The organism is Saccharopolyspora gloriosae (assembly GCF_014203325.1).
In the GTDB taxonomy this organism is placed as follows: Bacteria; Actinomycetota; Actinomycetes; order Mycobacteriales; family Pseudonocardiaceae; genus Saccharopolyspora_C; species Saccharopolyspora_C gloriosae.
On the sequence record NZ_JACHIV010000001.1, the window covers coordinates 899,877 to 921,541 of the forward strand.

Annotated in this window: 23 protein-coding genes; 11 read left to right on the forward strand and 12 right to left on the reverse strand. The window is 71.4% G+C overall.

All coding sequences use genetic code 11. The annotated features are described in order from the left end of the window. The 6 genes from BJ969_RS04275 to BJ969_RS04300 all read left to right on the forward strand — a co-directional run bounded on the left by BJ969_RS04275 (position 1) and on the right by BJ969_RS04300 (position 6,946). Complete coding sequence (locus BJ969_RS04275; RefSeq protein ID WP_343071216.1) at positions 1–1,416, forward strand: DHA2 family efflux MFS transporter permease subunit; 1,416 nt, start codon at positions 1–3, stop codon at positions 1,414–1,416. Between the two features lie 134 nt (positions 1,417–1,550). Continuing rightward, positions 1,551–2,384 carry a siderophore-interacting protein gene (locus BJ969_RS04280; protein ID WP_184477499.1) on the forward strand — a complete coding sequence of 278 codons (834 nt, stop codon included), beginning with the start codon at positions 1,551–1,553 and terminating at the stop codon, positions 2,382–2,384. A gap of 63 nt (positions 2,385–2,447) precedes the next feature. Continuing rightward, a complete protein-coding gene (locus BJ969_RS04285) occupies positions 2,448–3,791 on the forward strand; it encodes a lysine N(6)-hydroxylase/L-ornithine N(5)-oxygenase family protein (RefSeq protein ID WP_343071217.1) in 1,344 nt (447 codons plus the stop codon). Between the two features lie 598 nt (positions 3,792–4,389). Further along, complete coding sequence (locus BJ969_RS04290; RefSeq protein ID WP_184477501.1) at positions 4,390–5,496, forward strand: LLM class flavin-dependent oxidoreductase; 1,107 nt, start codon at positions 4,390–4,392, stop codon at positions 5,494–5,496. 137 nt (positions 5,497–5,633) lie between these two features. Beyond that, positions 5,634–6,008 carry a DUF3817 domain-containing protein gene (locus BJ969_RS04295; protein WP_184477503.1) on the forward strand — a complete coding sequence of 125 codons (375 nt, stop codon included), beginning with the start codon at positions 5,634–5,636 and terminating at the stop codon, positions 6,006–6,008. Then, a complete protein-coding gene (locus BJ969_RS04300; protein ID WP_184477505.1) occupies positions 6,008–6,946 on the forward strand; it encodes a heme o synthase in 939 nt (312 codons plus the stop codon). The genes BJ969_RS04295 and BJ969_RS04300 overlap by 1 nt, the downstream gene beginning before the upstream one ends. A gap of 303 nt (positions 6,947–7,249) precedes the next feature. Here BJ969_RS04300 and BJ969_RS04305 read toward each other — a convergent pair whose 3' ends face one another. From BJ969_RS04305 to BJ969_RS04325, 5 genes are read right to left on the reverse strand one after another with little or no spacing between them, the layout of a single operon-like run. Then, positions 7,250–7,669, reverse strand: a complete 420-nt coding sequence (locus tag BJ969_RS04305; protein ID WP_184477507.1) for a hypothetical protein — start codon at positions 7,667–7,669, stop codon at positions 7,250–7,252. Further along, positions 7,666–8,760: a molybdopterin-dependent oxidoreductase gene (locus BJ969_RS04310; protein WP_184477509.1), complete on the reverse strand. Its 1,095-nt coding sequence runs from the start codon at positions 8,758–8,760 to the stop codon at positions 7,666–7,668. The genes BJ969_RS04305 and BJ969_RS04310 overlap by 4 nt, the downstream gene beginning before the upstream one ends. After that, positions 8,757–9,374 (reverse strand): methyltransferase domain-containing protein, encoded by a 618-nt coding sequence (locus tag BJ969_RS04315; RefSeq protein WP_246456677.1) that lies wholly within the window; start codon positions 9,372–9,374, stop codon positions 8,757–8,759. Before BJ969_RS04315 ends, BJ969_RS04310 begins: the two co-directional genes overlap by 4 nt. After that, the gene (locus BJ969_RS04320; RefSeq protein WP_184477511.1) at positions 9,371–10,069 is read right to left on the reverse strand and encodes a TIGR04282 family arsenosugar biosynthesis glycosyltransferase; all 699 of its coding nucleotides are present in this window, start codon (positions 10,067–10,069) and stop codon (positions 9,371–9,373) included. The genes BJ969_RS04315 and BJ969_RS04320 overlap by 4 nt, the downstream gene beginning before the upstream one ends. Further along, positions 10,066–10,719, reverse strand: a complete 654-nt coding sequence (locus BJ969_RS04325; protein ID WP_184477513.1) for a glycosyltransferase family 2 protein — start codon at positions 10,717–10,719, stop codon at positions 10,066–10,068. Before BJ969_RS04325 ends, BJ969_RS04320 begins: the two co-directional genes overlap by 4 nt. Positions 10,720–10,924: 205 nt before the next feature. Between BJ969_RS04325 and BJ969_RS04330 the strand changes: the two genes are divergently transcribed. Then, positions 10,925–11,635: a response regulator transcription factor gene (locus BJ969_RS04330; RefSeq protein ID WP_184477515.1), complete on the forward strand. Its 711-nt coding sequence runs from the start codon at positions 10,925–10,927 to the stop codon at positions 11,633–11,635. 3 nt (positions 11,636–11,638) lie between these two features. After that, positions 11,639–12,658 (forward strand): sensor histidine kinase, encoded by a 1,020-nt coding sequence (locus tag BJ969_RS04335; RefSeq protein ID WP_343071218.1) that lies wholly within the window; start codon positions 11,639–11,641, stop codon positions 12,656–12,658. Positions 12,659–12,668: 10 nt separating this feature from the next. Here the strand turns inward: BJ969_RS04335 and BJ969_RS04340 are convergent, their stop codons facing one another. Beyond that, a complete protein-coding gene (locus tag BJ969_RS04340) occupies positions 12,669–13,295 on the reverse strand; it encodes a maleylpyruvate isomerase N-terminal domain-containing protein (protein WP_184477517.1) in 627 nt (208 codons plus the stop codon). Between the two features lie 148 nt (positions 13,296–13,443). Here BJ969_RS04340 and BJ969_RS04345 point away from each other — a divergent pair, with 148 nt between their 5' ends. Further along, entirely contained in the window at positions 13,444–14,070 is a 627-nt protein-coding gene (locus BJ969_RS04345; protein ID WP_221315707.1) for a cyclic nucleotide-binding domain-containing protein, read from the forward strand. Between the two features lie 3 nt (positions 14,071–14,073). Here the strand turns inward: BJ969_RS04345 and BJ969_RS04350 are convergent, their stop codons facing one another. Together BJ969_RS04350 and BJ969_RS04355 are read right to left on the reverse strand one after the other, a co-directional pair. Continuing rightward, positions 14,074–14,694, reverse strand: a complete 621-nt coding sequence (locus BJ969_RS04350) for a Pycsar system effector family protein (RefSeq protein ID WP_184477521.1) — start codon at positions 14,692–14,694, stop codon at positions 14,074–14,076. 311 nt (positions 14,695–15,005) lie between these two features. Beyond that, positions 15,006–15,596, reverse strand: coding sequence for a TetR/AcrR family transcriptional regulator (locus BJ969_RS04355; RefSeq protein WP_184477523.1), 591 nt, complete (start codon positions 15,594–15,596; stop codon positions 15,006–15,008). Positions 15,597–15,750: 154 nt separating this feature from the next. On the opposite strand from BJ969_RS04355, the gene BJ969_RS04360 reads away from it, so the two are divergent. Beyond that, entirely contained in the window at positions 15,751–16,686 is a 936-nt protein-coding gene (locus BJ969_RS04360) for an alpha/beta fold hydrolase (protein ID WP_343071219.1), read from the forward strand. Between the two features lie 44 nt (positions 16,687–16,730). On the opposite strand, the gene BJ969_RS04365 is transcribed toward BJ969_RS04360, so the two are convergent. Continuing rightward, entirely contained in the window at positions 16,731–17,519 is a 789-nt protein-coding gene (locus BJ969_RS04365) for an SDR family NAD(P)-dependent oxidoreductase (RefSeq protein WP_184477525.1), read from the reverse strand. Between the two features lie 209 nt (positions 17,520–17,728). Here BJ969_RS04365 and BJ969_RS04370 point away from each other — a divergent pair, with 209 nt between their 5' ends. Then, the gene (locus tag BJ969_RS04370; RefSeq protein ID WP_184477527.1) at positions 17,729–18,178 is read left to right on the forward strand and encodes a MarR family transcriptional regulator; all 450 of its coding nucleotides are present in this window, start codon (positions 17,729–17,731) and stop codon (positions 18,176–18,178) included. Positions 18,179–18,523: 345 nt separating this feature from the next. Here BJ969_RS04370 and BJ969_RS04375 read toward each other — a convergent pair whose 3' ends face one another. The 3 genes from BJ969_RS04375 to BJ969_RS04385 all read right to left on the reverse strand — a co-directional run bounded on the left by BJ969_RS04375 (position 18,524) and on the right by BJ969_RS04385 (position 21,563). Then, positions 18,524–19,144 carry a methyltransferase domain-containing protein gene (locus BJ969_RS04375; RefSeq protein ID WP_184477529.1) on the reverse strand — a complete coding sequence of 207 codons (621 nt, stop codon included), beginning with the start codon at positions 19,142–19,144 and terminating at the stop codon, positions 18,524–18,526. 257 nt (positions 19,145–19,401) lie between these two features. Then, positions 19,402–20,628 (reverse strand): NADH:flavin oxidoreductase, encoded by a 1,227-nt coding sequence (locus BJ969_RS04380; protein WP_184477531.1) that lies wholly within the window; start codon positions 20,626–20,628, stop codon positions 19,402–19,404. Positions 20,629–20,699: 71 nt separating this feature from the next. Next, a complete protein-coding gene (locus tag BJ969_RS04385) occupies positions 20,700–21,563 on the reverse strand; it encodes an SDR family oxidoreductase (RefSeq protein ID WP_184477533.1) in 864 nt (287 codons plus the stop codon). Positions 21,564–21,665: the final 102 nt, after the last annotated feature.

Sequence of the window (21,665 nt, forward strand, 5' to 3'; positions counted from 1 at the left end):
GTGAACGACCCCAAAGTCGCGGTCTGCATCGTCTACGTCGCCGCGATGTTCATGAACGGCATGGACGCCACCATCGTCAACGTGGCGCTGCCCGCGATCGGCGCCGAGTTCGGGGTGCCGCCGAGCGCGACCAGCGCCATCAACATCGGCTACCTGGTCAGCCTCGCGGTGTGCATCCCCGTGTCGGGCTGGCTGGGCGACCGGTTCGGGACCAAGAAGGTCTTCCTGGCCGCGTTCGGCGCGTTCGTGCTGGCCTCCGCGCTGTGCGGGGCCGCTCAAGACCTGACGCAGCTCACCGCGGCCCGCGTCGTGCAGGGCGCGGGCGGCGGCGTGCTGAGCCCGGTGGCGTTGACCATGCTGTTCCGCGCCTACCCGCCGCAGGAGCGGATCAGGCTCTCCAGGGTGCTGGTGATCCCGACCGCGGTGGCACCCGCGCTCGGGCCGGTGCTGGGCGGGTTCTTCGTCGAGCAGCTCAGCTGGCGGTGGGGCTTCTTCGTGAACGTGCCGTTCGGCGTGCTGGCCCTGGTCTACGGCGTGCTGCGGCTGCGCGAACACGTCGAATCCGTGCACAAGCGGTTCGACCTGATCGGGTTCGCGCTGGCCGCGCCCGGACTGGGCCTGCTGATGTACGCGCTGGACGCGGTGTCGATGCGCGGGCCGGACTCCCCGCACTTCTACCTGGCGGGGGTGGTCGGGCTGGGCTGCCTCATCGCGCTCGTCGTGTCCCAGCTGCGGTCCCGGCAACCGATGCTGGACGTGCGGTTGTTCGGCGACGCCTCGTTCCGGCGGGCCAGCCTCATCCTGGCGACGTGCGTGGCCGGATTCCTCGGCACGCTCTACGGCTTCACGCTGATGTACCAGTCCGGCATGGGCGCCTCGCCGTGGGAGACGGGGCTGGTGACCCTGCCGAAGGCGGTCGGGCTGATGGTGGCCTCGCAGGCGGTGACCTGGGCGCACCCCAGGATGGGGCCGCGGTTGCTGATCGCCTCGGCGATGCTCGGCGCCGCCGCGTCGTTCGCCGCGATGAACCTGGTGACCGGTCCGCTGTCGGCGGGGGCCGTGCAGTTCGCCTCCGGGTTCTTCGTCGGTGCCGCGTCGATCGAGCTGCAGGTCGTGGCGTTCGCGACGATCAGCGCCACCGCCACCGGCGGCGCGTCCACCTTGTTCAACGTGCAGCGCCAGATCGGTTCGGCGCTCGGCGTCGCCGTCACGGCCGGTGTGCTCGCACTCGGCGGGGCCGGGTCGTCCGGTTCGCTCGGCGCCTACCACGTGGCGATGCTCGTCTCCGCCGGATTCGCGCTGCTGGGCGTGTTCGTGGCGCTGCGCATCAAGAATCCCGCCGCGCTGCGCGCCGATGCTGGTCACGACGTGGACGAGGGCAGCGGGTCCGGGGCGGTCCCGGCGGCCCGGAGCTGACGGCGCTCCCGGCCGGTCGTGCGTTCGGGCGAGATCTGGCCCACCGTGGGGAAGACATCCCGCCGTTCTATGGTTAGGCTAGCCTTAATTCCAGTGATCGTTCTGGAGACAGTGAGGAAGGAACGCCAGGGCCGATGACGACAGCGGACCGACCCGGACGCAGCGAACACCGCCGTCCTCCGACCCGCACGCTGGAGGTGCTCCGCACGACGGAGCTGTCGCCTTCGATGCGGCGCATCACCCTCGGCGGGGACGAACTCGCCGGGTTCCGCGAGCAGCACAGCGGGCCCAACGTGAAGGTGTTCGTCCCGCAACCCGGTCAGCACCGCCCGGTGCTCCCCGTCCTCAACGACGAAGGCCGCTACGTGTGGCCCGAAGCGCACGAACGGCCCACCATGCGCACCTACACGGTGCGCCGCTACGACGAACAGCGCGGCGAGCTCGACATCGACTTCGTCATGCACGGAGACCACGGCGTCGCCGCGTCTTGGGCGCGCGCAGCCGAACCGGGCGACTACCTCGGCGTGCTCGGCCCCGGCGGCCGGACCTGCCGGGAAGCCGACTGGTACCTGTTGGTCGGCGACGAGACCGCGATGCCCGCCATCGCCTCGATCATCGAAGGGCTGCCGCTCACCGCGCGCGGCCAGGTCTTCCTGGAAGTCGCCGGGAGCAGCGACCAGCAGCACATCGAATGCCCGCCGAACGTGCGGATGACCTGGCTGCACCGCGACGGCGTGCCAGCAGGGCGCTCCACGCTGCTGTCCGACGCCGTCCGCGACCTCGACATCCCCGACAGCCACGACGTGTCGGCCTGGGTCTCCGGTGAATCCGGGATCGTCCGCGGCATCCGCCGCCACCTGCGGCAGGACCGCGGATTCGACGCCCGATCGGTGCTCGCCATCGGCTACTGGAAAGCCGGCATGGCCGAAACCGACTACCACGACCGATACAACCACGACCGCGACTGAGCGGTCTGCGGATTCCACCGTGCCCGAGCGCGACACCGACCGGGTACCGGCGAAGGGACAACCGTGTCTGCGGCTCCGACCCCCGTGCAAGGCCACGTCCAGGACATCCTGGGCATCGGCTTCGGCCCCTCCAACTTAGCGCTGGCCGTGGCCGTCGAGGAACACAACCGCCGCTGCGACGAGGGCGAACGGCTCGACGCGAGCTTCGTGGAACGCAAGCCGAGGTTCGGCTGGCACCGCGGCATGCTCATCGAAGGCACCACGATGCAGGTCTCCTTCCTCAAAGACCTCGTGACGATGCGCGAGCCCGCCAGCGACTTCTCGTTCCTGTCGTACCTGCGGGACAAGGGTCGCCTGGTCGACTTCATCAACCACAAGACCATGTTCCCGACCCGCGTCGAATATCACGACTACCTGGAGTGGGCCGCCGGCCGGCTGGAACACCTCGCGGACTACGACGCCGAAGTCATCGACGTGCGGCCCGTGCAGGACGGCGACGTGTTCGAAGTGCTCGTGCGGCACGGGTCCGGCCAGGTCACCGCCCGGCTCGCCCGCAACATCGTCGTCGCCGTCGGACTCGAAGCGAGCCTGCCGCCCGGCGCGGAACTCGGCGACCGCGTGTGGCACAACCTCGAACTGATGCACCGCGTCGGCGAACTCGACGGCACCGAGCCACGCCGGTTCACCATCGTCGGAGCCGGGCAGAGCGCCGCCGAAGTCACCGACCACCTGCACCGCTCGTTCCCCGACGCGGAAGTGTGCTCGGTGTTCAGCCGGTACGGGCACACCCCCGCCGACGACAGCCCGTTCGCGAACCGCATCTTCGACCCCGACGCGGTCGACCACTTCTACACCTCGCCGACCGGGGTGAAGCAGATGCTCATGGACTACCACCGCAACACGAACTACTCCGTGGTGGACCTCGAACTCATCGAGCAGCTCTACGCCCGCGCCTACCAGGAGAAGGTGCAGGGCAAGGAACGGCTGCGGATGCTCAACGCCTCCCGCGTCACCGACGTCGAGACCTCCGCCGACGGCGTCGCGGTCACCGTCGAATTCCTGCCCACCGGTGAGCGCGAAGTGCTCGACTCCGACGTGCTCGTCTACGCCACCGGCTGCCGGCCCGGCGACCCCGGGCGGTTCCTCGGGCGCACCTGGGAGGAATGCCTGCAGGACGCGGACGGGCAGGTGCAGGTGGACCGCGACTACCGGGTGCGCACCACCGACGGCGTCCGCGGCGGCGTGTACTTCCAAGGCGGCACCGAGCACACCCACGGCATCACGTCGTCGCTGCTGTCCAACGGCGCGGTCCGGGCGGGCGACATCCGCGACTCGATCCTCCGGTACCGCAACACGCCCCGGGCGACCGCGCCCTCCGGCTACGCCCTCACCGCCGAACACGCCTGAGCCCCCGGCATCCCGAGCGAACGGCCCGTCCGCCCAACCCCGTTGGACGAACGGTCCGCCCACTCCACCCTGCGCAGGAACGGAAGCGAGTGAACGGCCCGTTCGTCCGACCAGCTTGGTCAAACGGTCCGCTCACCTGCGCAGAGCGGGATTGAGTGAACGGCCTGTTCGTCCAATCCCGTTGGACGAACGGTCCGCTCACCTCATTCCGGACCGGCGCGGCGCCGTCTTCTCCGGGAGCTTGCCGCCGGGGCGGGTGGAGTGAACGGACCGTTCGTCCAGTCGGATTGGGCAGACGGTCCGTTCACTCGATCCGAGGTCGTTCGTGGGTGAGGTGGCTCCAGCGGAGGTCCGGTCGGGCTGGAGGGGGTGAACGGACCGTTCGTCCAACGGGATTGGGCGGAGGGTCCGTTCACTTCGTCCCGGATCGGCGCGGTGGCGCCCGCTCTGGGGGTGTGCCGCTGGGCTGGAGGGGGTGAACGGACTGTTCGTCCAAGGGGATTGGGCGGAGGGTCCGTTCACTCGGGGTGGGGTTGTGATCACCGGCACAGGGGTGGGGTGGGAACAAAGGGCCGTGATCGGGTGGTTGGGAACGGCGATGGACACTGTCGCCAACCCGGACCGCACCGCCCTCGGGGCCCACGGTCACGCGGACCAGACCGACCCGATTCGCGGCACGGCGCGAGGGCGGTCAACCGTGCCGCTGTCGATCCTCGACCTCGCGCCCGTCGGGGTGGAGACCACGCCCGGTGAGGCGCTGGCCACGACCACGGAGCTCGCGAGGGCCGCGGAACGCTGGGGCTTCCACCGGCTGTGGGTCGCCGAGCACCACGGCATGCCGGGGATCGCGAGCTCCTCGCCGCCGGTGGTGATCGCGCACCTGGCCGCCGCGACGAGCACGTTGCGGCTCGGCTCGGGCGGCGTGATGCTGCCCAACCACGCGCCGCTGGTCGTCGCGGAGCAGTTCGGCACGTTGCAGGCGCTGCATCCGGGTCGCATCGACCTCGGCATCGGCCGCGCGCCCGGTACCGACCAGGGCACGGCCCGCGCGCTGCGCCGCACGAGCGGTCCGCTGTCGGTCGACGACTTCCCGCAGCAGCTCGGTGAACTGCTGCGCTTCCTCGGCGACGGTTTCACCGCCGACCACCCGTACGCCGAGGTGAACTCGATCCCGCACGGCCAGGCGCCGCCGGTGTGGCTGCTCGGTTCCAGCGGTTTCAGCGCCCAGGTCGCGGGTGCGCTGGGGTTGCCGTTCGCGTTCGCCCACCACTTCTCGGCGCGCAACACGCTGCCCGCGCTGGAGCTGTACCGGCAGTCGTTCCAGCCTTCGGAGGTGCTCGACGAGCCCTACTCGATGATCGGCGCGCAGGCGATCGCCGCCGACACCGAGCAGGAGGCGCTGGACTTGGCGCGTCCGATGGCGCTGAGCATGTTGCGGCTGCGCAGCGGCAACCCGGGGCGCATGCCCAGCCCCGAGGAGGCCCGCGAGTACCGGTACTCGGCGATGGAGCAGAGCGTCGTGGACAGCTGGCTGGCCGACGCGATCTACGGCACGCCCGAGTCGGTGCACGCGGAGCTGGAGGCGCTGCGGGAGAGCACCGAGGTCGACGAGCTGATGCTGACCGCGAACATGTACGACCGGACGGCGAAGCTGCGTTCCTACGAGCTGATCGCGCGCGCCTACGGGTTGCCGGGCGTGGACTGAACTCCTGATCCACGTCGCCTCCGACGCGCGGGCGTGGCCGGCACCACTGTCTCGCCAGGTCACGCGCAGCCGTGCGGGGGCGGTGGCGTACGGTCGATTCCGGTGTTCGTGGCAGCGGCGGGATTGAGGGATTTGTGGTGAAGCCTGGCGTTCTGGCCTTCTACCGGGTCATGGCGTACGTGACAGCGGTGCTGCTCATCTTGCTGTGCCTGACGATGGTGCTGAAGTACTTGTGGCCCGAGGGCTCGTCCATGCAGCTGCTGGGCGACCAGTGGACGACCACGATCGGCATCGGCCACGGCTACCTCTACATCGTGTACTTGTTCGTCGCGCTCGTCACCACCGTGCAGCTGCGCATCCCCTACGGGCGGATGCTGCTGGTCCTGCTGGCGGGCACCATCCCGTTCGGCGCTTTCTTCGCGGAGCGCAAGGTCGTGCTGTGGCACCGGCTGCGCACGAGCGGTGAGCCGCTGCCGTTCGAGACCGCGGCGACGTCGGAGGCGACGAGCTGATGACGGCGGTTCCCGAACAGGCTGAGACCGCGGCCCCCGCCACCACCACCGCGAAGCGGCGCGGCGTGCTCGCCGCGTACTTCGCGCTCACCAAGCCGCGGGTCATCGAGCTGCTGCTGGTCACGACGATCCCGGCGATGTTCCTGGCCGAGCGCGGCGTCCCGTCGCCGTGGCTGGTGCTGGTGACGCTGGTCGGCGGCGCCATGTCCGCGGGCAGCGCGAACGCGCTGAACTGCGTGGCCGATTCGGACATCGACGCGGTGATGCACCGCACCCGCAGCCGCCCGCTGGTGAGCTACGAGGTGCCGCGCAAGCACGCGTTGATCTTCGGGATCGTGCTGGGCGTGGTCTCGTTCGCGGTGCTCGCGCTGGGCGCGAACCTGCTGGCGGCGGTGCTGTCGCTGGCGGCGATCCTGTTCTACGTCTTCGTCTACACGCTGCTGCTCAAGCGGCGGACCTCGCAGAACATCGTGTGGGGCGGTGCCGCGGGCTGCATGCCGGTGGTGATCGGCTGGGCCGCGGTGGCCGGCAAGGTCGAGTGGCCCGCGATCGTGATGTTCGCGGTGGTGTTCCTGTGGACGCCGCCGCACTTCTGGTCGTTGGCGATGAAGTACCGCGACGACTACGCGCGCGCCGGGGTGCCGATGCTGCCGGTGGTGGCGACGCCGCGGCAGGTGTCGGCGCGGATCCTGGTCTACAGCTGGGCGACGGTGGCCTGCACGCTGTTGCTGGTGCCCGCGACGAGCTGGGTGTACGTGGCGATCGCGGTCCTGTCCGGCGCGGCGTTCCTGATCGTGGCCCAGCGGCTGCACGCGTCGGTGCGCCAAGGGCGGACGACGAATCCGATGACGTTGTTCCACCTGTCGAACTCGTACCTGGCGGTGCTGTTCGTGGCGATCGCCGTCGACGCCGCGATCGGCCTCCCCACCCTCACCTGATCCACTCCTCCGCCCGCCGGCGCTGATCGGAGTGAACGGCCCGTTCGTCCCATCTGATCGGTCGAACGGGCCGTCGACCGCTGCACGCGTGGTGGTGAACGGTCCGTTTGCCCAGTGGGATTGGTCGAACGGGACGTTCACTCGGTGCTGGCGCTGTGGTGAACGGTCCGTCTGCCTAATGGGATTGGTCGAACGGGACGTTCACCCGGGACTGTCACTGGCGTGAACGGCCCGTTTGCCCGACGGGATTGGTCGAACGGGACGTTCACTCCGAAGCCGATCCTGCGCTCGCGTCGGGCGTCGTCACCGCCGACGCACCCTGGCCGCGATGGCGGTGGTGAGCGCGGTGAGCAGCACGGCGCCCCACACGACGGCCAGCGCGATGAGCAGTCCCGTCGAGTAGTCGCGGTCCAGCAGGCCGGGGTTCTGGTTCGGCGCGTAGGTGCGCCACAGGAACGGCACGGCCAGCAGCGCCAGCACAGCGCTCAGCACCATGCCGACCGCCGCGGGCGCCCGCCAGGAGCGCGGCAGCACCCGGGCCGCCGTCCATCCGACGAGTCCGGCCAGCGGCAGCAGCACCAGGTCGGTGAGCACCGGCCCGGCCGCGAGCCAGCCGAGCACCGACCACCGGATCGCTTCGTCGGCGAGCAGTTCCGCCGCGAGGTACCAGCCACCCCAGCCGATCATCGCCAGCCCGGCGGCGGCGAGCAGCGCGCGCGTCACAGGACCTCCACCCGTCGCACCCACTTGGTCTGCAGCACACCGGGCCGGTTCGGCGCGATGAGGCGGCACGGGTAGCCGTGGTCGGGGTGCAGCGGTTCGCCGCCGAGCCGCAGCGCGAGCAGCGTGAGCGGGTCGCGCGCGTGGGCGGCGGGCAGCACCGTCGACGAGTACGGGCTGCCTTCCTCCAGCGAGGAGATCCGCACCTCCGCGTCGGGCGCGGCGCCGACCTCGCGCAGCAGGTCGGCGAGCGGCACGCCGCTCCACGTGGCCTGCGCGCTCCAGCCCTCCACGCACGCGATGGGCAGTTCGGCGGTGGTCTGCGGCAGCGCCGCGAGTTCAGGGCGGCTGAAGGTGCGGGTCCCCCGTGGTCCGCTGACCTCCAGCCGCCAGCCGGGATCCCGGCTGATGTCGAGGACTCCCGCCGCGGTGGCGGTCCGGTTCACCGGCAGGCCCTGCGGGCCGTTCGGCGACCGGGTGCCCAGGACCGCGAGGTCGCGCAGCCACGGCACGGTCATCCCCGCGGTGACCGTGACGGCGGTGCCGACCGACAGCGCGGTCAGGCCGAGGAATCCTCGACGACCCACGAGGCCGCCGCGTTCGGCGGGCTCGCGAGGTTCTCCGAGCGCAGACCGGAACGCGGGGATCTTCACGGCCGCGTGCAGCAGCAGCGAGCCCACGGCGATCCAGCCGAGCGCGAAGTGCAGGTCCGGGAACGAGAAGTTCCACGGGTAGTTCTGGGCGATGTTGAACAGGCCCGTGATCAGTTCGAACGTGGCCGAGGCGATGAGCACCAGCAGCGATCCGCGTTCCAGCAGGTGCGGCAGCGACCGCACCACCGGGCGTTCGAACAGCTTCGGCGCCACGCTCCACAGCTTCGCCGCGAGCAGCGGGATCGCCGCGATGCCGCTGAGCACGTGCGCGCCCTGGGTGATCCGGTACAGGTTCACCGGCCGCGACGGCCAGTCGAACCAGCCCGGCGGGTGCTGGATGCCGTGGCTGATCAGCCCGGTGATCATGCAGATCCCGAAGGTCACCGCCAGCCACACCCCCAGGCGGCCGGCGGTGACCGGCTCCCTCCCCGCTCTGGTCATGAGGTGCTCCTCAGCTCGGCGAACCAGCGCCCGGATCGTTCGGCGACGTGCGCCACGGTGAAGCGGGTCTCGACGGCGAGTTCGGCGAGCGCGTCCACGCCGACCCACGCCCACCGGAACCACGCCCCGGTGCCGTTCATCCGCACGTTCCCGCTGCGCATGCCGGTTCCCGGCGGGTCGAGTTCGATGATGAGCAGTCCGTCGGCGCAGAGCAGCCGGTGCACCCGGTGCAGCAGTGCGACGGGGTCGCCGCCGATGCCGACGTTGCCGTCGGCGAGCAGCGCGGTCTGCCAGCGGCCCTCGCCGGGAAGGGTGCTGAACAGGTCGCGGCGCAGCGCGGCGGCGCCGCGACCGCGCGTCATGGCCACGGCGACGGGGCTCTCGTCGACGCCGAGCGAGGGCACGCCGCGTTCGGTGAGCGCGCCGACGAGGCGGCCGGGCCCGCAGCCGAGGTCCAGGGTGGGGCCGGTGCAGGCGGCGAGCACTGCTTCGTCGGCGGCGTCGGGCTCGCGGGACCAGCGCTGCACGGGCAGCCGCCACCGTTGACCTCCGCTGCCGTGCAATGCGGTCACCTCCCCGCGCAGTGCCGAGTCGAACATCGCCGTGGTGGTCATCGGGGTCCTCCGGCGGAGTGCGCGTCGGCGACGACTTCGCCGACGGCGCGGGCGAAGCGGGTCCCGGGAAGTCGTGCGGCGACGTCCCGCGCGACCTCCATCGTGTCCACATCGGACAGTTCGGCCAGCCGGTCCGGATCGCGTCCTGCTCGGCTCATCGCGGCGGCCGTGAGCGCGCCGGTGTCCGGCCGCGACATCGGCACCGCGCGCAGCGCCGCCGCTCGCAGCGGATCGCGCAACCCCAGCGCCCACCACCCGCCGTCCGAGGCGGGGCCCAGCACGGCTTCCGGGCCCGCCGGATCGGACATCCGCCGCGTCGCGTCCGCCAGCAACCGGCGGCTGACCTGCGGGGTGTCCATGCCGATCTGCACGACGGGGAGACCGGGGTGGATCGCGGCGGAGTCCTGGTGCGCGTACGCGAGCCGATCGCCGAACGCCGCGCCGCGCTGCGGGATCACGGTCAGCGACCGCAGCACCCGCCGCAGCTCGGCGGAGTCCTCGGCGGCGGCGAGGTCCCCGGTCATCGCGACCACCGGCCGCGCACCGGGCACGTCGAGCACCACGCGCAGCGTCCGCAGCAGGCTCGCCGCGGCGATGCGCGCCGCCTGCTCGGGAGTGGCCGGTGGGCACAGCCGCGTCTTGGCGAGACCGGCGACGGGCGCCTTCGCGACGACCAGCAGGATCGCGGCGCTCATCGCAGCACCCGCGCCATGTCCCGCACGGCACGGGTGGTGCCGCGCACGGAGCCGCTCACCTTCGACTTGGTGCCCGCGGTCCGCGGCCGGTAGTCGATGTCGAGCTCGTGCACCCGCCACCCGGCCCGCTCCGCCCGGAGCAGCAGCTCCAGCGGGTAGCCGAACGCGCGGTCCCGCACGTCGAGGTCCAGCAGCGCCTGCCTGCGGGCGCAGCGCACCGGCCCGATGTCGTGCACGGGTAGTCCGCGCCGCCGCAGCAGTCCGGCGAGCACCGCGTTGCCCGCCCGCGCGTGCCACGGCCAGGCGCCGCGTTCGGCCGGGACCCGGCGGCCCACGGCGAGGTCCGCTTCACCCGAGTCGACCACGTCCACCATTCGCGCCAGCACGCCCGCGTCCATCGAGCCGTCCGCGTCGAGGAAGCACACGACGTCGGCGTCGGAGGCCTCCAGCCCGGTGTGCACGGCGGCGCCGTAGCCGCGCCGCGCCTCGTGCACCACGAGCGCGCCGTGCTCGGCGGCCACGGCAGGGGAGCCGTCGCCGGAGCCGTTGTCCACCACGATCGCGCGGTGCCCGGCGGGGATCGCCGCGAGCACACCGGGCAGCGCGGCGGCCTCGTCGAGACAGGGCAAGATCACGTCCACGGAGCTCATGACCCCAAGCTAGGTCCGCCTCGGATGGCCGGAAAGCGTTGTGGCGCTTAGGAAATCATTACGGGAGCCAGGTCCTTACGGATTCGTGACGCCTCCGCCGAAGTGGCGGGGAAGCCCGCCGCGCGCCCCTAAGGTGGATCGGATGACCGGACAGGTTCTGCCAACCCGCCAGTGGCGACCCCCCGCGGTGGGCCACCATGTGCCCATGAACAGCTCCGGAACCGAGCTCGGCCGGATCCTGGTGGTCGACGACGACGCCACGGTCCGCGACGTCGTCGGCCGCTACCTGCGCCGGGACGGGCACGAGGTGGTGGAGGCCGCCGACGGGGAGATGGCGTTGCACCTGCTGCAACGGCGACCGCCGGATCTCGTGGTGCTGGACCTGATGCTGCCCGGCATGGACGGCGTCGAGGTGTGCCGCCGCATCCGGGACGCCGGCAGCACCCCCGTGATCATGCTGACCGCGCTCGGCGAGGAATCCGACCGCATCACCGGGTTGCGCACCGGTGCCGACGACTACGTGGTGAAACCGTTCAGCCCCGGCGAACTGGCGTTGCGAGTGGCGTCGGTGCTGCGCAGGGCCCGCAACGCGGTGGAGCCCAACGCGGGCGCCCGGATCGCCGACGGCGACCTCCAGGTGGACACCGGCGCGCGCACCGCCGTGCTCGGCGGCACGTCGCTGACCTTGGCGACCCGCGAGTTCGACCTGCTGGCGTTCTTCCTGTCCCACCGCGGCCACGCCTACTCGCGGACGGAGCTGCTCAGCAAGGTCTGGGGCTGGGAGTTCGGCGACCAGTCGACCGTCACGGTGCACGTGCGCCGGCTCCGGGAGAAGGTCGAGCCGGACCCGGCGAGCCCGCGTCGCATCGCCACCGTCTGGGGAGTCGGCTACCGCTACGACGGACTCGGGGACTGAGCCGTGTTCGTCACCTTCTCGCACGTCGCGCCCTACGCCATCGGGTTCTCGCTGCCGGTGGCGCTGCTGGGGGCGGCGCTGCTGTTCGCGATGCGGCGGCGGGCTTCGCTGGCGCTGGCCATGACGGTGCTGGTGCTGATCCCGCTGGCCGCGACGCTGGTCGGGGTGCTGGCGGTGACGGGCTTCATGTTCTCCCACCAGCTGACGATCACGGTGATCGTGTGCTTCGCGGTGGCGCTGGTGACGGTGCCGGTTGCGATCCTGCTGGGACGGGCGTTGTCCCAGCGCACCGTGTGGGAGCAGGAGGCCCGCGACCGGGAGCGGGCCGCGGAGAGCGCCCGGCGGGAGCTGGTCGCCTGGATCAGCCACGACCTGCGCACCCCGCTGGCCGGGATGCGGGCGATGTCGGAGGCGCTGGCCGACGGAGTGGTGGACCGGCCGGACGAGGTCGTGGAGTACGCCCGCCGCATCGGCGGCGAGGTGCGCCAGCTGTCGGGCATGGTGGACGACCTGTTCGAGCTGTCCCGCATCGCGGCGGGCGCGCTGCGCATCACCCCCGCCGCGGTGCCGCTGCGCGACGTCGTCAGCGAAGTCACCGAATCGGAGCGCATCCTCGCCGGAACCCGTGGTGTGACGCTGGAGGTGCGGGCGCGGAGCTGGCCCGTCGTGTGGGGTTCCGACCCGGAGTTGGCGCGGGTGGTACGCAACCTGGTGGGCAACGCGATCCGGCACACCCCGCGGCACGAGACCGTCGTGGTGGCGGTGCGCGAGGAAGCCGGGCGCGCGTGGCTGTCGGTGCAGGACGCGTGCGGCGGCATCGGCTCCGACGAGCTGGCCCGGGTGTTCGACGTGGGTTATCGCGGTGGGACGGCGCGGGACTCCGGGTCGGAGACGACGCGGCGCGCGGGGCTCGGCCTGGCCATCACCCGAGGTCTGGTGGAGGCCCACGACGGGCGGATCAGCGTCGTCAACGACGGGCCGGGCTGCCGGTTCGACGTCGCCTTGCCGCTGGTGCCCGCCTGAACGCGCGCTTTCAGCGCAGGACGGGGAAGACCTCGGCGCCACCGCGTCCGGTGGCCGCCTCCACGAGGTGCACCGGGTCGGCGACGGCGGTGAGCAGCGCGGCGGTCTCCCGCATCGGTTCTCCCGCGAGCGGGCCGGGTTTCGGCAGTTCCAGCGCGGTGGCCATGTCGAGGTAGTGCACCACCGCCTCCATCAGCTGGATGCGGAGCACTTCGCCCCCGGCCACGGTGCCCAGCCCGATGTACGGGACGAGCCGGTCGAGGTCCTGGCCGCGCAACCGCGCGATCGTCCGCGGTGCCACGTCGGTGAACTGGTCGACCAGTTCGGCAGGCGAACGGTCATCGGCGATGCCCGCATCGCGGATCTGGTCGGCCGCGGTGTGCGCGACTCCGCCGGGGCGCTGCATCAACGCCAGCAGCCGTGCCGCGTCCGCGAACGTCGGCGCGGTCCCGGGGGTGACGGCGTCCTCTGCGTCGAGCGCGGCTCCGACCATGGCGGGGACGTCCGCGCAGTGCGCGAACACGTGCCGCACGGTCCAGCCCTCCAGCCGCGTCGGCCGAGCCCACTGCTCGGCGTCGAGATTCCGGCCGAGTTCCGCCCAAGCCTGCCAAGCTCGGTCGAGCGCGTCCACGATCATGGTGTACTCCCAGGGCAACGGCTGTCGGGTGCCAGGAGATCACGACCGCGCACGTTTCGGTGGATGTTCGCGGACGACGATCGGTGCCGCGCGGTCATCGGCATGTCGGATGGGGGCGTGCATGGGCGAACGGTGGAATGCGGAGGCGGTGGCCGCGTTTCGGGCGGTGTCGAGGCGGCGGCGGTGGCGGGCGAGCGCCGTGCTGTTCTCGGTGGGCGACGAATCGGACCACGTGCTGCTCATCCGCAGCGGCCGGGTCAAGGTGTGGTCGATGTCGGCGCGCGGAACCGAGGCGATGCTCGCGATCCGCGGGCCGGGCTCGATGATCGGCGATTTCGCCGCGGTCGACGGGGAACCGCGCGGCGCCACGGTGACCGCGCTTGAGCAGGTCGAAGCCGACGTCGTGTCCGGCGGGGACTTCCGCCGGTTCCTGCACGAACACCCGGAGGCGATGTTCGAACTGCTCACCCGGGTCGTCGCCCGGTTGCGGGAATCGGACCGGCACCGGGTGGAGTTCGCCTCCTCCGGTGTCGCGGAACGGCTCGCCCGGCTGCTGCTGGAACTGGTGCGCGAGCACGGAGTTCCGGACGGTGCCGGGCGGCGCGCGATCGCGATCCCGCTGAGCCAGGCGGAACTCGCGAGCGCGACGAGCGCGTCCCGGGAGGCGGTGGCCCGTGCACTGCGCGAACTGCGGGAATGCGGCGCGGTCAGCACGCAGCGCAGGCAGATCGTCGTGCTGCGAGGTGACGTGCTCGCCGAGTACGCGGCGCGGTAGTGCTCAGCTCCCCGCAGCGGGCAGGAACAGGAGCAGGCCGGTCCAGAGCAGGAACGCCAGCAGCGCGGTGCAGAAGCAGCGCAACGCGTTGCGCAGCCGCCGGTACTTCGTGCCCGCGATGCCCGCGAGCGTCTCCGCCTGCTGCCACGCCTGCGCGCACAGCTCGACGGTGGTCGCCGTGTGCAGCTGCGCCGCGCTGTGCCGCTGGAAGGTGGGGAACGCGAACAGGTTCGGCCTGCCCGACGGCACGCGGGTGCGCGGGGTGAGCGCGGACGTCAGGTAGAGCAGTGCCCCCAGCGCCGCGCACAACGACACCGCCAGCAGCGCCAGCGAGGTGAACTTCGACGCGGCGTCCGACAGCGCGGGCGGCGCGGAGATCGCTTTGCTCGCGCCGCCGATGCAGATGCCGAGCGCGGAGATCAGCAGGCCCGCTTTGGTGTCCGCTCCGGCGATGGAACTGCGGAAGTCGCCCGCGGTGCGCAGCGCGACCTCCAGCTCCTGCTCTGCGGTGAGGTGACCGCCCGGTTCGGGAGCGTCCGGCCCGTCCTGCCGCAGTCCGACGCGGGTCGGGGTGGCGTGGTCCGGGGTGGTGCGGTCGATCGTGGCGAGCTGCTCGCGGGGCATGGCTTCCTCCGTGTCCGTCGGTGCGGGGTGAGATCAGCTCATCACTGTCCGTGCCTGAACACTGCGTCAGAATCCACACAACGAAAGCGCTCCACCCCACACCCACCCGGACCAACCCCCCCGCCCAGCGAAGCTCCAACGGAGTGAACGGCCCGTTCGTCCAACGGCATTGGTCGAACGGTCCGTTCACTCAATTCCGGGTGTCGAGCGAGCCGCGGGGGTGGAGTGAACGGCCTGTTCGTCCAACGGGATTGGGCAAAGGGTCCGTTCGCTCCGGATGGGGTGCTCCCGCGGCGCGCGCCGCCTGGCGGTCAGGTGCGCAGGGCCGCGGCGACGTGGGAGTGCGCCATGTCGGCGACGGTGCGCAGGTCCGCCAGCGGCGTCCCGGCAAGGTGCAGCACGGTGAGCGACTGGTTCACCGCGCTCACGTACAGCGCCAGGTCGTCGAGTTCCGTCACCGACGACGTCCCTTCCGCCGGGCGCAGTGCCGCCCGTACCTCGGCGCGCTGCCCGTCGAGCGCGTTCCCCACGGCGTCGCGCACGGGATCATCGAGTTCGGCGGTCTCCGCGGCGAGCCGGGTGATCAGGCAGCCCGCCGGTACCTCCGGTTCGGCGAGCCGTTCCAGCACGGCGTCGTAGAAGGCGCGGATCGCCGCGACGGGATCGTCGGGGTGGGCGCGCAGCGCGTGCGAGAGCCGGGAGCCGAACAGCTCGGCGTAGCGGTGCAGGCTGAGCCGGAACAGCTGTTCCTTGCTGCCGAAGGTGGAGTACAGCGAGCCGCGCCCGAGTCCGGTGGCGGCGAGCAGCCTGCTCAGGCTTGCCTCGGCGTAGCCGTGTTCCCAGAACACGTGCATCGCGCCGTCCAGGGCGACGTCGACGTCGAACTGCTTGCGTCCTGCCATCCGCGCACTCCCCTCGACCATGTTTGACCGATCGTTCCAACATGGCTAGCGTAGGTCGAACCGGCCGGGTCGGGCCACTCAAGTGGGCCGTCCGCTCGGCGCCGAGCGATACCGGCCGGTCCTTCTTCTCCTTCGTCGAACACGGAGTTTCCTCGTGACCTCAACCGAAGTCCCGCACGGCCCCGGATCGGTCGCCTCGGCGCCACGACTGCCAGCGGGGTTCACCGACGTCTTCCGCGACCACTACGTGACGGTCGACGGCCTCCGGTCGCACTACCTCGCGGGTGGTGGCGGGTCGCCGCTGCTGGTGCTCGGAGGCTGGCCGCAGAACTGGTACCAGTGGCGATTCGTGCTCCTGGAGCTCGCCGAGCGGTTCTCCGTGGTGGCCGTCGATCCGCGCGGCGTGAACCTGACCGACAAGCCCGCGACCGGCTACGACTCCGGGACGCTGGCCGCCGACCTCGTGGGGCTCATGCGCGCGCTGGGGCATGAGCGGTTCGCGCTCGTCGCCCATGACATCGGGGTGTGGACCGGCTACGCGCTGGCCGCTGACCATCCCGGCGTGCTGGAGCGGGCCGTGCTCGCCGAAGCGATCGTGCCGGGGCTGTCCGATTCGCCGCCGCTGCTGGCCGATCGCCGGACCAGCGATCTCCTGTGGCACTTCAACTTCAACCGCGCGCTCGGCGTGAACGAACGGCTGGTCCAAGGGCGGGAGGAGATCTACTTCGGCCACCAGTTCGCGACCAAGGCGGCCACGCCGACGGCGATCCCCGAGCATGCCGTCCAGGTGTACGTCGACGCCGTGCGCGATCCGGAGGCGTTGCGGGCCAGCTTCGATTACTACCGCGCCATCGACGCGATCATCGAGCAGAACCAGGTGCGAAGGAAGGCGAAACTAGCCCTGCCGCTGCTCACGATCGCGGGCGCGGAGTCCGTCGGCGACCTCATGGCGGCCGAGTTCGATGCGGTGGCAGAGGACGTGACCAGCGTGGTGCTGCCGGGTACCGGGCACTACGTCCCCGAGGAGAACGCGGCCGGCATGCTGGCCGCGATGCGCCCGTTCCTCGCCGAGTACCTCGCGGCGGCCTGACGTCGGTGCGGGGCTCGCGGCTGTCCGCGAGCCCCGCACCGCGCTCAGGTCAGGGAGGGGGCGACGCCGCCGTCGACGCGCAGTGCGGCGCCGGTGGTCGCCGAGCCCGCCTCGGAGCCCGCGTAGAGCACCAGGTTCGCCACTTCTTCCGGGCGGATCAGCCTGCCGAGCAGGGAACTCGGGCGTTCCTCGGCGATGAACCGGCGTTCGGCCTCTTCGAACGGCACGTCGGCGCCGACTCGGCTGCTGATGAACTCGGCGACGCCGGGGGTGAGGGTCGGGCCGGGCAGCACGCTGTTCACGGTGACTCCGGTGCCCTTCACCTCCTGGGCCATGCCGCGCGCCACGGAGAGCTGGGCGGTCTTGGTCATCCCGTAGTGCACCATCTCGGTCGGGATGAAGATCGAGGACTCGCTGCTGATGAAGATCACCCGGCCCCAGCCGCGCTCGACCATGCGGGGCGCGTAGTGCCGGGCGAGGCGCACTCCGGACAACACGTTGACCTCGAAGAACCGGCTCCACTCGGCATCGCTGATCTCGAAGACCGGAGTGGCGGAGAAGATCCCGGCGTTGTTCACCAGGACGTCCACGTCGGGCAGCTCGGCGATGAGCGACTCGGCGCCCTCCGCGGTGCCGATGTCCGCGGCGATCCCGCGCACGGTGCCGCCGGTGTCGGCGCGCAAGGTCTCGGCGGTGGCGTCCACGCGTTCGCGGGACCTGCCGTTGACCACGACGTCGGCTCCGGCGCGGGCGAAGCTCGCGGCGATCGCCTGGCCGATTCCGCTGGTGGAGCCGGTGACCAGCGCGGTGCGGCCGGACATGTCGGTGTTCATCGATGCTCGCTTTCTCGTGGCGTCTCCCGTCGGGTGCCCAGGGCGGGCCGTCCCGACGCGCAGGGTGCGTGAGCCGAAACCACGCTTGAGCGGGTAGTTGCGCACGCTTGATAAATAGTTGCACGCGCCTTCTATCTGCGCAAGCTGCTAGACTGGGAGGGGAGATCGAGCTCACCGGCCGTGGGGGCTCACCGGTAGGAGGTGCGCGAGTGGGTATCGCCGACGACGCGGTCGAAGTGCGCGCGCAAGGCTGGCGCACGCTCGCCGCGCTGCACGGAATGCTGGAGACGGCGCTGGAGAAAGCGCTCAGCACCGGACACGGCCTGTCCGTCGTCGAATACACCGTGCTCGACGCGCTCAGCCGCCAGGACGGTTGGCACATGCGGATGCAGCAGCTCAGCCGTGCCGCCGCACTCAGCGGCAGCGCCACGACGAGGCTCGTGACCAGGCTCGAAGACCGCGGCCTGCTCACCCGCATCCTGTGCAAGGACGACCGCCGCGGCATCTACACGGAGCTCACCGACGAAGGCCGCGCCCTGCTGGAGCAGGCCCGCCCGACCCACGACGCGGCGCTGGAGAAGTCCCTCGCCGAAGCCGAACAGGTACCGGAGCTCAGCGATCTGGTCGACGCCTTCCACCGCGTCACCGCCCGCACCTGACTCCCGCCGCCCCGTCGAAGTGAACGGACCGTTCGCCCAACAGGATTGGACGAACGGTCCGTTCACTTTTCCGCCTCGATTCGCGGAGGCCGTCCGTGGGGTGAACGGACCGTTGGTCCAAGGAGTTTGGGCGAACGGTCCGTTCACTCTTTCCGGACCGCACGATTCGGGGGTGGCTCGCGGAGGCCGTTCGTGGGGTGAACGGACCGTTGGTCCAACGGGTTTGGGCGAACGGTCCGTTCACTCGCTTCGGGGCTGAATCGTGCTCGGGGCGTGGTGGCTGCCGGCGTGCTCGGGGTGAGCGGACCGTTGGTCCAGTGGGATTGGACGGACGGACCGTTCGCTTCAGCGGGGGAGGGGCTCGGGCTTCTGCCAGGTGAGGGAGTAGCGCCAGAGCAGCAGGCGGCGGTACCGGGAGCCGGGGAGCAGCACTTGCGCGGTGCGGCGCACGTCGTCCCACGTCATCGTGGGCTCCTGGGTGGGCATGCCGGGCGGCTCGGTGACGCCGCCGTGGCGGCGGGCGAGCACGCGGTGCGCCGGGATCGCGGCGAGGTCCACCGCCCAGTCCAGCGGCGTGTGGTGCCGGGCCAGGCCGATGACCATCAGCGTGCCGCCGGGCGAGAGCATCCGCGCCATCCCGGTGAGCGCCGAGGCGAAGTCGATGTGGTGCAGCGAGGCGACGCAGCAGATGAACCCGTACTCGCCGTCGCGCGCCTTCGCCTCGAAGTCCACGAAGTCACTGTCCACAAAGGATGCGTTGGTGAGGTCGGTGGTGGCCTTGCGGGCTTCCCGGATCATCGAGCGGGAGCGGTCGATCCCGATGACGCGCCTGGTCTTGGCGGCGAGCTTGCGCACCAGGGTCCCGTCGCCGCATCCGATGTCGAGCGCGCTGTCGCAGTCGTCGGGCACCGCGTCGAGCACGCGCGGGTGGTAGTGCACGTTGTGATTCCAAGGCTCCCCAGACACTTGCTCACCCTAACCGCCTGCGCGGTGGCTTCCGGCGGGTCACCAGGGCGTGCTCCTGGGATCTGAAAACCCGCCGAGGTGGTGTCCAAGAACGGAGAATTTCGTTGCGCGGCAAGAGGATTCTCGATACCTGAGGCTGCGCCGATCACTCCTCGCCACGGTGTCCTCCCGCCCTCGGCGAACGGGACGAACCCGTCTCCTGGCGCAGACGTAGTGCAAAAGTGACCCCGCCGCCACCTGCCGTGCCGGGCATCTGTTCACACCGCGTCCCCATCGGAGCCATCCGGCAGGGACTGCGCAGGCGCCAGCACGCACCGGGTGCGGCGCCCGAAGATGGTGGTCATGCACTTGTTGTTGTGGTTGCACAGCGAACGGGTGCGCGGCCGCTGCTGCAGCTGGTTGATCAGGTCCGGCTCGCGCAGCAACGCCCGAGCCATGGCGACGAACTGGAAACCGTCGCCCATCGCCCGGTCCATGACCTCGCGGCCGGTGACGCCGCCGAGGAGGATCAGCGGGAGGTCCACCGCGGCGCGGATCTGGCGGGCGTCTTCGAGCAGGTAGCCGTCCTCGTACGGGTAACCGCGCAGCAGGCGCGGGCCGGCGAGCTTGACGGCGCTCTTGATCGGCCCCGGCAGCTGCGCGGCGAAGTCGTGCACCGGGGCGTCACCTCGGAACAGGTACATGGGGTTGAGCAGGGAGCTGCCGACCGTCATCTCCAGGGCGTCCACCGTGCCCTCCTGCTCGAGCCACTGCGCCACCACGGCCGCCTCGTCCAGCCAGAAGCCGCCGGGCACGCCGTCGTCCATGTTCAGCTTCGCGAGGATCGCGATGCGGTCGCCGACCGCGTCCCGCACGGCCCGGGTGATCTCGAGCGCGAGGCGCGCTCGGTTCCGCAACGGGCCGCCGTAGTCGTCCTTGCGGTGGTTGAGCTTGGGGCTCAGGAAGGAGCTCGCGAGGTAGTTGTGCCCGAGGTGCACTTCGACGGCGTCGAACCCCGCCTCGATCGCCATCCGGGCCGCCGATCCGTGCGCGCGGACGATCCGCGCGAGGTCGAGGCGGCTCGCCGGTGTGGTGCGCATGGTCAGCGGGTGGAGCGTCCGGCCGGGCGACAGCGCGGGGCCGCCGGTGCTCCAGGGGTTGCCCACCGGGCCCGCATGGCCGATCTGCGCGGACGCGGCGGCGCCCTCGGCGTGCACGGCGTCGGTGAGCCGCCGCAGCCCCGGCAGCGCTTCGGGGCGCCAGTGGATCTGGTGGCCGTCGGTGCGCCCCTCCGGTGAGACCGCGCAGTAGGCCACGGTCGTCATCCCGACTCCGCCCGCGGCGTGGGCGACGTGGAAGTCGATGAGCGCGTCGGTGGCCAGGCCGCCGCGCGCCCGCTTCTCGTACGTCGCGGCTTTGATGGTGCGGTTGCGCAGCGTCAACGGCCCGAGCGCGGCGGGTGCGAACACGTGCGGCGCGCGGTGCGCCGCGGAGTGCTGGGGCATCGTCTCCTCCTTGAGCCGATGGGGTTCCGGTCGCCGGGAGCTCCCCGCGCACGGGCGCCGACGGCACCGGATCACGGTGCGGCGCGGGGCTTTCGCACGTCGGGGGACCTCAGCTTCCGGACGTAGCCGAGGAGTTCGCGCAGGCGTCCGGGGCGCGGCCAGGCGTCGGGTCGGAAGTAGGCGTCCGATCCGCCGTCGACGAACACGACGCTGCCGACGAGGAAGTCCGCGGCGTCGGAGAGCATGAAGACCACCCAGTCGCCCAGCTGCTCGGCGTCGCCGTAGCCGCCGATGGGAACGGGGAACGACTCGACGGCCCGGGACTCGGCCGGGCTCGACAGCAGCCGTTCGACCATCGGGGTCCTGATCGCGCCGGGGGCGAGGGCGTTGAGCCGGATGCCCGCGCCCGCCCACTCGGGCAGCACCGCGCGGCGGCGCACCCAGTGGCTCACCGCGAGCTTCGACGCGGCGTAGATCATCAGCGGGGCGGCTCGGCCGAAGTGCCTGACGCTGCGGATCGCCTTCTCCGGGTCGCCGTCGAGGAAGGCGGTGATCGTGCGGCGCGGGACCAGCGGGGTGGTCGTCGTGGCGTTGCTGGAGAACACGACCACCTTGGCCTTCTCCGCCGCGGCGAGAGCGGGCCGCCAGGCTTCGAGCAGCTCGACGACGCCGAAGTAGTTGACCTGGGCGACCGCCGGTCCGCTGCCGGGAGCCGGCCCCAGTCCTGCGGCGAGGACGGCACCGTCGAGGCGCCCGCCCGCCGCGCGCAGCACACCTGCCGCCGCCGCGCGCCGGCCTTCCGGTGTCGAGAGGTCGGCGGGGACGTCGGCTTCTTCGACGTCGACCCCGATGACGGTGTGGCCCGCGGCGCGAAGCTTGTCGGCCGCGGCCTTTCCCATGCCGGACGCGGATCCGGTCACGGCGTGCACGCCCATGACCCACCTCCCTGCCGGTGCGACGACACTGCGGGCCCCTTTCCGCATGACCTGCGTAGCTGGTCGCTCAGCGGCTTCCGCGCTGCCCGTTTTCCTGGTGTG